Origin of the sequence: Corynebacterium sp. HMSC069E04 (assembly GCF_001813175.1) — a bacterium.
GTDB lineage: Bacteria > Actinomycetota > Actinomycetes > Mycobacteriales > Mycobacteriaceae > Corynebacterium > Corynebacterium aurimucosum.
On the sequence record NZ_KV811674.1, the window covers coordinates 129640 to 139586 of the forward strand.

Below are 9947 nucleotides of genomic sequence, written 5' to 3' on the forward strand. Positions count from 1 at the left end.
GCGCCAACCATACAGCGCTAGGCACTGAGCGCGGCGGCGATTCGATCACCAATTTCAGGGGTATGCGCCTGTGCTCCTCCGCGGGCGGAAACATCGGCCGCCACGGCCTCTTCGATGCGCACGGCGTTGTCCTCGTCTCCGAGGTGGCGCAGCAGCATCGCCGCGGACAAGATCGCCGCGGTGGGATCCGCAATCCCCTTGCCCGCAATGTCCGGTGCAGAACCGTGGACCGGCTCAAACATGGAGGGATTAGCCCCGGAGGCATCAATATTTCCGGAGGCGGCCAAGCCGATACCTCCGGTGACCGCGCCCGCCAAGTCAGTCAGGATGTCACCAAAGAGGTTGTCAGTAACGATGACGTCATAGCGCGCAGGGTCGGTGACCATGTAGATGGTTGCGGCATCGATGTGGTTGTAGTCCACGCTAACCTCAGGGAATTCCTGCGCCACCTCGTCCACCGTACGCTGCCAGAGTCCGCCGGCATTAACAAGGACATTGGTCTTGTGCACCAAAGTCACGTGCTTGCGGCGGCCCATTGCGCGCTGGAAGGCATCACGCACCACGCGTTCAACGCCGAAGCGCGTGTTCTGCGAAACCTCTGAGGCCACCTCGTGTTCGGTTCCCTCGCGCAGCGTGCCGCCGTTACCGCAGTACAGACCTTCGGTGCCTTCGCGCACGACGACGAAATCAATATCACCCGGGTTCGCCAGCGGCGAGGTGGACGTTGGGTACAGCTTGGAGGGGCGCAGGTTAACGTGATGGTCGAGGGCGAAACGCATCTTCAGCAGCAGGCCGCGCTCCAAGACACCAGGCGGAACCTCACCGGGTGCGCCAATCGCACCGAGGAGGATGGCGTCGTGCTCGCGCAGGGATGCCAGGTCGGCGTCGGTAAGCAGCTCCCCGTTGCGCAGGTAGCGCCTAGCACCGAGGTCATAGTCAGTGACCTCGATATCCTGGCGAACCGCGCGCAGGACCTTCAATGCCTCCGCGGTTACCTCAGGACCAATGCCGTCGCCACCAATCACTGCTAGTTTCATTTTGTGGGATTCCTTTCTCACATATTGGATACATGTGAGCGTACCACTCTCCACACTTCGGCGACGGAGAAACCCCCGTGAAGAACCACGGTGGATCCTTCACGGGGGCTGTTGCGAAACAGCTTAGCGCTGTGGGCTATGCGTCCAAGTCGAGCTGGCGGCAGGTAGCACCCAGCGCCGCGTTGATGTCCTCGACCAGCTCCTCCGGCACCTCACGTTCGACGCGCAGGATGAGCACAGCATCGGAGGCTTCCTTACCCTGGGTCAGGGCGGCAGCCACGATGTTGATTCCAGCAGCGCCCAGCTTGGTGCCCACGGTTCCCAGGGCACCCGGGGCATCCTTGTAGGAGAAGAAGAGGTTGCGGCCGGTAGCGCGCATGTCGACGCCGCGGCCGTTGATGCGGACAATCTTCTCCACACCATCGATACCAGTCAAGGCACCGGTGAGCTGGGAAACCAGACCGTTCGGGCCGATGACCTTCACGCGCACCGAAGAGCGGTGGCCCTTCGACTCCACGTTGGTCTTAACATCCACGGTCACGCCGCGGCTTTCGGCGATCTTCATGGCGTTGACAAAAGTAACGGTTTCCGAAACCACGCCGGAGAACACGCCGCGAACGGCAGACAAACCAAGCGCTGAGACTTCTTCATTGGCCAGCTCACCACACGCCTCCACCTCGATGGCGACGGGCGCTGCACCCAGGAGGTTTCCGGCAACGAGACCAAGCTTCCGCGTCAGATCCAGCCAACCGGATACCTCCTCGCCGACCTTGCCGCCTTCAACATTGACAGCGTCGGCCACGAACTCACCGGCCAGCGCCTTCAACACGGATGCGGCGACGTCGGTACCCGCACGGTCCTGCGCCTCTACCGTGGAAGCACCAAGGTGCGGAGACACGGTTACCTGCGGCAGCTCGAAGAGTGGGGAGTCGGTGCAGGGCTCGGAAGCATACACGTCGAAGCCCGCGCCGCGGTGGTGGCCCGACTTGATGGACTCTGCCAGCGCTGCCTCATCAACCAAGCCACCGCGGGCGGCGTTGATAATAATCTGACCCTTCTTGGCCTTAGCCAAGAGCTCAGCATCAAACATGCCGGCGGTCTCCGGCGTCTTAGGCAGGTGAATGGTCACGAAATCAGAGCGGGACATGAGATCCTCAAGGCTCACCAGCTCTACACCCAGCGCTGCTGCGCGAGCCGGGTTGGCATAAGGGTCATAGGCAATGACGGTGGTTTCAAAAGCCAGCAAACGCTGTGCGAAGAGCTGGCCGATGTGGCCGAAGCCGACGATGCCGATGGTCTTGCCATAGATCTCGACGCCCTTGAAGGAGGAACGCTTCCACTCCCCCTGACGCAGAGACTGATCTGCTGCCGGCACCTGGCGGGCGGTGGCTAGAAGCAGTGCGATGGCCTGCTCACACGCGGAGTGAATGTTGGAGGTCGGCGCGTTGACAACCATGACGCCGCGCTCGGTGGCAGCGGGGATATCAACATTGTCCAAACCGACACCAGCGCGGCCCACAATCTTGAGGTTCTCCGCAGCGGCCAGCACCTCCGCATCCACAGTCGTGGCGGAGCGGACGAGGAGGGCGTCAGCCTCCGGCACCGCGGCGAGCAGCTCCGCACGATTTGGACCATCTACCCAGCGGACCTCGACGGTGTCCCCGAGAGCATCGACGGTGGATTCTGCAAGCTTATCGGCGATAAGAACGACCGGCTTCGACATAACTTCCTTTACTAGTCAGAATTGGAGATGCCGAGAAGTGTAGTTTATTCTTTCCAGCCCTGAGTGATTTTATGCGTGAATTCTGTCACTGAACCGAATTCCGGACCAAGGGCCACGATCGGCCCGTCTGATAGTCCAGCTGTAATCGCCGCGCCGGCCTTCGTCGCCGTCGGATCCGGGTCCTCCATCACAAACACCGTACCGCCATATGCGGTGGCATTCACCACATTGGCTAAGGGGCTATCTTTCGTCGCCACTATTACCGGTGCCATCTGCGCATCACGGCGCGCTTGCGCGGGAATCGCCGGCATCTTCTCCTTGGTAAGATGCTGCGGCAGCGGCTCCCACGCGGCCTTGAGCTCCGTTTTCGTAGAGGAATCCAAGCGCGCGATGTTATCAACCATGCGCTCACGGTTCATCACTACTTTGGAATCAAAACGAAAAGCGGTGTACTCCCCCAACGCCTTGGTGTTTCCTGGGTCGTGGATGACCTCGAGTTGCCCGCTCTGGCTAGCCCACGGGACGTTGCCGATAACCAGGATTCGGTCAACATCAAGGTCATTGAGCAGTTGTGAAATCTGCGGGCGAATCGAATCGTCGTAGGTCACCATGGGAACGCGCTGCGACACGCTCAACGTCGCTGCGCGCAAGGCCGCAGCATCCGTCTCCTCGGCGAGGATCAGCGAATTGCTCTCCTTGAAAAATAAACGTGCCGAATCGATTCCCCAACGGTCCCCAACAACGGTGACTTCATCGGCGAATTGAGGATCAATGAGCCGCAGGCGGTTTTCCTCGCTCGCGCGAGCCAGATCAATCTCAGACTCAGGGAGAGCGGTGATGTCTTGAGTCAAGAGGGGCTCACCGCGTCCCAGCGATGAGCACCCTACGGCTCCCAGAGCGGTCATGCCCAGCAGTAGCGCCGCGGAGACGGCCTTTAGCCCACGTAGAAATGGAACCTTAACGAGCAAAGGCCTGCGGCCCCTCCTCGCCACCAGAGAGATTCGCCTCGTCCACGTCACGCACTACCTTTTTGTTCAGCGCGTATTCAACGATGCCAACGAAGCGCTCGCGGCGGTCAGCAAAGAACTGGTGCACAGTCTTTGCGGTCAGCAGCTCTGGTTCCAGTTCGTGGGAGGCCAGCACGCTATCGAACTCAGCATCCTCCATGATCGATTTCGACTGCACGCGCGGCAGGTAGCGCTCGGGCGAATGCCCATCGATGACAACCTCGGTGCGTTTGCCCATCGGAGTGCGGTTCAGCACGGAGTTTGCCAGCACGCCGCTGACGCCGTGGCGCTCGCACCAGCGAAGTGGGAAGACGGGAAAGAAGCCCGGCTGCAGTTCCTCAAAGCTATGGCGACTAAACGGACGGCCCGTACGCCAGTCCTTTGCGCCACGAGCCATGAGCAGGGCGTACAGGCCGTGCCACACTCCGTCGTGCTCTCCTACCGACAACAGGCGGGACTCGCGGAAGGAGGCATCACGGACGGTCTTCGGAATATCCTCGGTGTCGCCTGCAACCCATGCGGTGACCTCGTCGACATCGCGTGCGGCACGTAGCTTCACGGCCGACGAGCCGTAGAGCTCACCAAAGACGCCGCTCCAGAACCACTGGTTGAGGCGGTCCCAGGATTCCTGGCTCGACAGCACGCCCTTCTTCTCCGCCAGACGTGCCAAGATCACCGCCAGCGGAATGATCTGCTCGGAATAGGGCACCTGCTCCAAAGATAGGATGCAGCGCTCAGCTAAGAATTCAGCCACCTCACGGAAAGTAATCACTAGGGTTTGCGAAGCCTTGCGGTACTCCGACAACGAGAGCTGCAGGATATCCTCGCGCTGGCCGCCAGCGTTGCCCTTCTCCCCCGACACCAGCAAAGACACTGCCGACAAGAACTCATTACGGCCAATTCCGTCGAGCGCTCGGAAGGCACGCAGCTGCTTCTCGACGGCCGCCCAATCCTCCGCCAGGTGAAAGTCCGGGTCCTCGGAGGCAAAGACTGCGGTGAGGAGATCGAAGACATCCATCTGCAAACCAGCCGAGTTCACCTGCGCGAAGATGGAGCCAATGCCAGCGCTCGCAGTCTCACGAGAAAGACGGATCATCGGCACAGTGTAGCCGGACAGGGGGCGCAGAATCCGGTTGTTGAAGGCAGCAACAACATCGCGATTGGCGCCGTCATTAGCTGCCGCGAGCTCGAAGAGCATGCTAGTGCCCTCCTCGCTCAGGAGCGCGGAGACGGGAATGCAGCATGCTTCCACGGCGGCCTCACGGCTGTTCAAAGAAGACTCGAGCTCTGGCGCGAAGTGGGAGCGCAGCTCGCCGTGTTGGTTGATAGCGAAGACGGCCTCATCCGGCATGATGTCCTCGGAGGTCGCCTTATGCAAGTCTACAAAGTACTTGCGGGAAACCTTCTTGGAACGAAAATCAGTGGTATCGACAAAACCCTCGCCACGGAAGCAGTGGTACAGAGTGGTCAACCTCTGCTGACCATCGAGCAGAAGCAGACCGGGGTTTACCCCGGTATTGGGCGCACCTGCGAGCGGCCGCGGCCGAAAGCGCATAGCCTCGTTGCGGGTATCCAAGGCCATAAATGCGCCGAGCGGGTAGCCGCGCAGGACAGTGACGATCAACGATCGGATGCGGTCCTCGTCCCAAGAATAGGAGCGCTGGAAATCGGGAAGCTGAATATCACCGCGATCGATGCGGGCGAAGAGGTCATTAAGGTCATAGCTTGGCGTAGAGAAACCCATGGCCTCAACCCTACTCTCGGATGTGGGAATGTGCCCGTTTGTGCGCGAACATCACAAAACAAAAGATTCCCGTTGACCACTGCACACAGGCCAACGGGAATCTTCAGATAAACGCGGTTTAGGCAGTTGCGTCCAGCGGATTCTTTACCCAGCTCATGAGATCGCGCAGCTGGGAGCCAGTCTGCTCGATCGGGTGGGAATTCACCTTGGCGCGCAGATCCTCGAGCTCCTTGTTGCCACCCTCAACGTTGGCAACGAGGCGCTTGACAAAGGTGCCGTCCTGAATATCGGTCAGGACATCCTTCATACGCTCCTTCACGGAAGCGTCGATGACGCGCGGTCCAGAAAGGTAGCCGCCGAACTCCGCGGTGTCAGAACAGGAGTAGTTCATGTTCTTGATGCCACCCTCAACGATGAGATCAACAATGAGCTTCAGCTCGTGGCAGACCTCAAAGTAGGCCATCTCCGGCTCGTAGCCAGCCTCGGTAAGGACCTCGAAGCCGTTCATGATCAGGTACTCCACGCCGCCACACAGGACAGCCTGCTCACCAAAGAGGTCGGTCTCAGTCTCATCCTTGAAGGTGGTCGGGATAACGCCGGCGCGGGCACCGCCGATGGCTGCGGCGTAGGACAGAGTCAGTTCGCGTCCCTCGCCCTTCGGATCCTGCTCGGTAGCAATCAGGCAAGGAACGCCCTTTCCGTCAACGAACTGGCGGCGAACCAAGTGGCCCGGTCCCTTCGGAGCGACCATACCGATGGTGATGTTCTCTGCCGGCTTGATCAGACCGAAGTGGATGTTGAGGCCGTGGCCGAAGAACAGTGCGTTGCCGTCCTCCAGATTCGGCTCAATGTCCTCGGTGAAGATAGCAGCCTGAGAGGTATCCGGAGCCAGCAGCATGATGACATCAGCCCACTTGGCAGCCTCAGCATTGGTGAGAACCTTGAAGCCAGCCTCCTCTGCCTTCTCGCGAGACTTGGAGCCTTCGCGCAGGCCGATGGCGACCTCAACGCCGGAGTCACGCAGGTTCATTGCGTGGGCGTGGCCCTGGGAGCCGTAGCCAATGATGGCAACCTTGCGGCCCTGGATGATGGTCAGGTCTGCATCAGAATCGTACAGAGTCTCAATAGCCATGTTTAATGTTCCTTTTCTCTTTGGGTTCGTGAGCACTACGCATCCAGTAGTAACTCTGCCTATTGAATTTGTATCACACGTTGGGACGGTCCGCCCACATTGTGAGATTTTTTATTTGCTCGGTGCCATCGCCTTCGGGCCACGCCCCAGCGCGACGTTTCCGGACTGCACCAGTTCGCGGATGCCGAAGGGCTCGAGGACGTCGAGAAGCGCCTGCAGCTTGCCGGGCGTGCCGGTGGCCTCCACCACCACGGACTCCGGCGATACATCCACGATGCGAGCACGGAAGATGTTCACCGCGTCGACCACCTGGGGGCGGTTCGAGTTATCCGCAGCCACCTTGACCAGCATGATGGCGCGGGCAATGGTGTTTTCCTCTTCCAGCTCCACCACCTTGAGCACCGGAACAATCTTGTTGAGCTGCTTCGTCACCTGCTCGATGACAACCTCGGAGGCGTCCACAACGATGGTCAGGCGGTTGATTCCCTCGGTTTCAGTCCGCGCGGAGACCAGCGAGATGAGGTTATAACCACGGCGGGTGAACATACCGGTCACACGGGAAATGATGCCCTCAATATCCTGGACGCGCACGGACAGGATGTGGCGAGTGATATCGTCTTTAGCCATTACTCTTAGGCCTCCTCGAGGGATTCGTGGATGTCGGCCGGTTCCTCGGCCGCGGACTCATTTTCATCAAACAGCGGGCGCAGACCAAGGGCGTATTGGATTTCCTCATTGGAGGCGCCGCCGCCAATCATCGGCCACACCTGGGCGTCTTGGCCCACAATGAAGTCGATGACCACTGGGCGGTCATTGATTGAGCGCGCTCGTTCAATCGCCGGGCCAATCTCTTCCACGGTGGTGACGCGAATAGATTCGCAGCCCAAGGCCTCGCTGAGTTTGACGAAGTCCGGGACGTACTCATCGTGCTCACGCAACTTGGTATGGGAGTACTTGTTCTCATAGAAGAGCGTCTGCCACTGGCGCACCATGCCCAAGTTGCCGTTGTTGATGACAGCCACCTTGATGGGGAACCCTTCCACCGCAGCGGTGGTGAGCTCCTGGTTAGTCATCTGGAAGCAGCCATCACCGTCAATTGCCCAGACTTCACGCTCCGGGCAGGCAGCCTTGGCGCCGAGCGCTGCGGGCACTGCGTAGCCCATCGTGCCGGCGCCACCGGAGTTGATCCAGCTTCGTGGGTGCTCGAAATCAAGGAACTGGGCCGACCACATCTGGTGCTGGCCCACACCCGCGCAGTAGATCGCCTCCGGGCCCACGATTGCGCTGAGTTGCTGAATAACCTCTTGCGGATTGAGCAGGCCGTCTGCTGTCGGCTCGAAACCGCGCGGGAAGCGGCTCTGCAGGTCTCCCAGGTACTCCATCCACGGGCCAATTCGCGGGGCATCCAGCTCCGCATCATTGGCATAAGCCTTTGTCAGGCGCAGAAGCACCTCGCGGGCATCGCCCACGATGGGGACAGCTACCTCACGGATCTTGCCAATCTCGGCCGGGTCGATATCTGCGTGAATAACCTCGGCATGGGGAGCGAAGGTGTCGGTATCACCGGTCACCCGGTCATCGAAGCGCGCGCCCACGGCGATAATGAGGTCAGCGCGCTGGAGCGCGGCGACGGCCGGTACCGTTCCGTGCATGCCGGGCATGCCCATGTGTTGCGGGTGGTTATCCGGAAAAGCACCGAGCGCCATGAGGGTGGTCACCACCGGGATGCCGGTCAGCTCAGCAAACTCGCGCAGCTCGCGGGAGGCACCTGCCTTGATGACGCCGCCACCGACATAGAGCACCGGACGCTCTGCGCGAGCAATGCGCTGAACAGCCTGCGTAATCTGGCGCGGGTGCGGGGTCGTGGTGGGTTTATAACCCGGCAGGTCCGGCATCACAGGGCCGGAGTACTCCATCAGGGCGTTCTGGACATCCTTCGGGATATCCACGAGAACTGGGCCCGGCCGTCCGGTGGAAGCCAGGTGGAAGGCGGCAGCAATAGCCCCCGGGATGTCCTCTGCCTTGGTGACGATGAAGTTATGCTTCGTAATCGGCATGGTCACACCGCGGATATCAGCCTCTTGGAAGGCGTCGGTGCCCAACAACGAACTGCCGACCTGTCCGGTAATAGCCACGACGGGCACGGAGTCCAGGTTTGCATCCGCCAGCGGGGTCACCAGGTTGGTGGCACCTGGACCGGAGGTAGCAATCATGACGCCGACCTTTCCGGATGCCTGCGCATAGCCTTCTGCTGCATGGCCAGCTCCCTGCTCGTGGCGGGTGAGCACGTGGCGCAGCTTCGTGGATTCAAACAGGGCGTCGTACAGCGGAAGCACGGCGCCGCCCGGAATGCCGAAGACCAGCTCGGTGCCCAAATCTTCGAGGGTACGGACAATGGCGTGTGCGCCCGTGATGCGCTCGGGCGCCCGCTGTGGCGGTGTGGAAGCTGTCACGGTTGGTGTGCTCCTTTAGTGGGGGTGGATATCGGAGAGATCATCCAACGAATAACGCCCCCGTCTTTCCTTCCTGGGTGTGAAGGCAACGGGGGCGCATGCTGGTCGACGTCACTAGCGGACTCGCTACGGCTCGCGCCGCCCGGGTACTACTACGAGGTGAAGTCGAATAATGATCATGGGATAAACTGTACACTGATAGAAACGCCACCGCAGGCCTTTACCCCCATTTTTGGGATCTATTTCTCATTTAGCGAGATTCCACAGGTGGGGCGGTTCGCCACCGCGCCATATTGTCAATTACGATGACCCACTATGACGTCCTCACACCCGCAGAACGCATCTTCTCGCGCCGAACACCCCACGGCCGAAACGTTCAAGCCCACTCGCGAACACCTCCTCGGCATCGGCATCCTCGCCGCCATCGCTTTCCTCAGCATTGGCTGGGCCCCGAAGTACCTCTTCTGGATTCTCATCTTCCCCGTGCTGGCCATCTGGTGGGTCCTGCGGGCCCACACCACCGTGGACAGCACGGGCATCCACATCACCTATGGCTTCCGCGGCCCCAAGCACATCGAGTGGAAAGACTTCCAAGGAATCGGTTTCCAGCGCTCGAAAGCCTATGCCCGCACCACGAAGGGCGATAACTTCAACCTGCCGGGAGTGACTTTCAACTCCCTCCCCCGTCTCGCTGCCGCTTCCAATGGGCGCATCCCCGACGCCCTGAGCGCTGGCCGTGACGCCGCCGATGACAAGGTGGTCATCGTCCACCGCGATGGCCAACAGATCCTCCTCACCAAGGAGGAATACGCCGAGTACCTCGAGAAACACCCCGAACTGAAGGATTAACC

The 9947-nt window shown here is 60.4% G+C and carries 8 protein-coding genes; 1 reads left to right on the forward strand and 7 read right to left on the reverse strand.

The genetic code is table 11. The features are described 5' to 3' along the window. Positions 1 to 17: 17 nt before the first annotated feature. From HMPREF2896_RS06790 to HMPREF2896_RS06820, 7 genes are all read right to left on the reverse strand, one after another. Positions 18 to 1037: a 3-isopropylmalate dehydrogenase gene (locus HMPREF2896_RS06790; protein WP_070718629.1), complete on the reverse strand. Its 1020-nt coding sequence runs from the start codon at positions 1035 to 1037 to the stop codon at positions 18 to 20. Positions 1038 to 1173: 136 nt separating this feature from the next. Then, the gene (gene serA, locus HMPREF2896_RS06795; RefSeq protein WP_070447626.1) at positions 1174 to 2760 is read right to left on the reverse strand and encodes a phosphoglycerate dehydrogenase; all 1587 of its coding nucleotides are present in this window, start codon (positions 2758 to 2760) and stop codon (positions 1174 to 1176) included. 44 nt (positions 2761 to 2804) lie between these two features. Beyond that, positions 2805 to 3665, reverse strand: coding sequence for a hypothetical protein (locus tag HMPREF2896_RS06800; protein WP_070447689.1), 861 nt, complete (start codon positions 3663 to 3665; stop codon positions 2805 to 2807). Between the two features lie 52 nt (positions 3666 to 3717). Next, positions 3718 to 5511 (reverse strand): GmrSD restriction endonuclease domain-containing protein, encoded by a 1794-nt coding sequence (locus tag HMPREF2896_RS06805; RefSeq protein WP_070710571.1) that lies wholly within the window; start codon positions 5509 to 5511, stop codon positions 3718 to 3720. Between the two features lie 118 nt (positions 5512 to 5629). Continuing rightward, positions 5630 to 6643 (reverse strand): ketol-acid reductoisomerase, encoded by a 1014-nt coding sequence (ilvC, locus tag HMPREF2896_RS06810; RefSeq protein ID WP_010186905.1) that lies wholly within the window; start codon positions 6641 to 6643, stop codon positions 5630 to 5632. A 111-nt stretch (positions 6644 to 6754) separates the two neighbouring features. After that, the gene (gene ilvN / locus HMPREF2896_RS06815; protein ID WP_010186907.1) at positions 6755 to 7270 is read right to left on the reverse strand and encodes an acetolactate synthase small subunit; all 516 of its coding nucleotides are present in this window, start codon (positions 7268 to 7270) and stop codon (positions 6755 to 6757) included. Between the two features lie 5 nt (positions 7271 to 7275). After that, positions 7276 to 9096 carry an acetolactate synthase large subunit gene (locus HMPREF2896_RS06820; RefSeq protein WP_070710570.1) on the reverse strand — a complete coding sequence of 607 codons (1821 nt, stop codon included), beginning with the start codon at positions 9094 to 9096 and terminating at the stop codon, positions 7276 to 7278. A gap of 315 nt (positions 9097 to 9411) precedes the next feature. On the opposite strand from HMPREF2896_RS06820, the gene HMPREF2896_RS06825 reads away from it, so the two are divergent. Continuing rightward, positions 9412 to 9945 carry a PH domain-containing protein gene (locus tag HMPREF2896_RS06825; RefSeq protein WP_070718631.1) on the forward strand — a complete coding sequence of 178 codons (534 nt, stop codon included), beginning with the start codon at positions 9412 to 9414 and terminating at the stop codon, positions 9943 to 9945. The last annotated feature ends 2 nt before the right edge of the window (positions 9946 to 9947 follow it).

Coding starts and splice junctions, on each gene's coding strand:
- HMPREF2896_RS06800 (WP_070447689.1), bottom strand. CDS start 3,665: ATGACCGCTCTGGGAGCCGTAGGGTGCTCATCGCTGGGACGCGGTGAG.
- ilvN (WP_010186907.1), bottom strand. CDS start 7,270: ATGGCTAAAGACGATATCACTCGCCACATCCTGTCCGTGCGCGTCCAG.
- HMPREF2896_RS06790 (WP_070718629.1), bottom strand. CDS start 1,037: ATGAAACTAGCAGTGATTGGTGGCGACGGCATTGGTCCTGAGGTAACC.
- HMPREF2896_RS06825 (WP_070718631.1), top strand. CDS start 9,412: ATGACGTCCTCACACCCGCAGAACGCATCTTCTCGCGCCGAACACCCC.
- ilvC (WP_010186905.1), bottom strand. CDS start 6,643: ATGGCTATTGAGACTCTGTACGATTCTGATGCAGACCTGACCATCATC.
- serA (WP_070447626.1), bottom strand. CDS start 2,760: ATGTCGAAGCCGGTCGTTCTTATCGCCGATAAGCTTGCAGAATCCACC.
- HMPREF2896_RS06805 (WP_070710571.1), bottom strand. CDS start 5,511: ATGGGTTTCTCTACGCCAAGCTATGACCTTAATGACCTCTTCGCCCGC.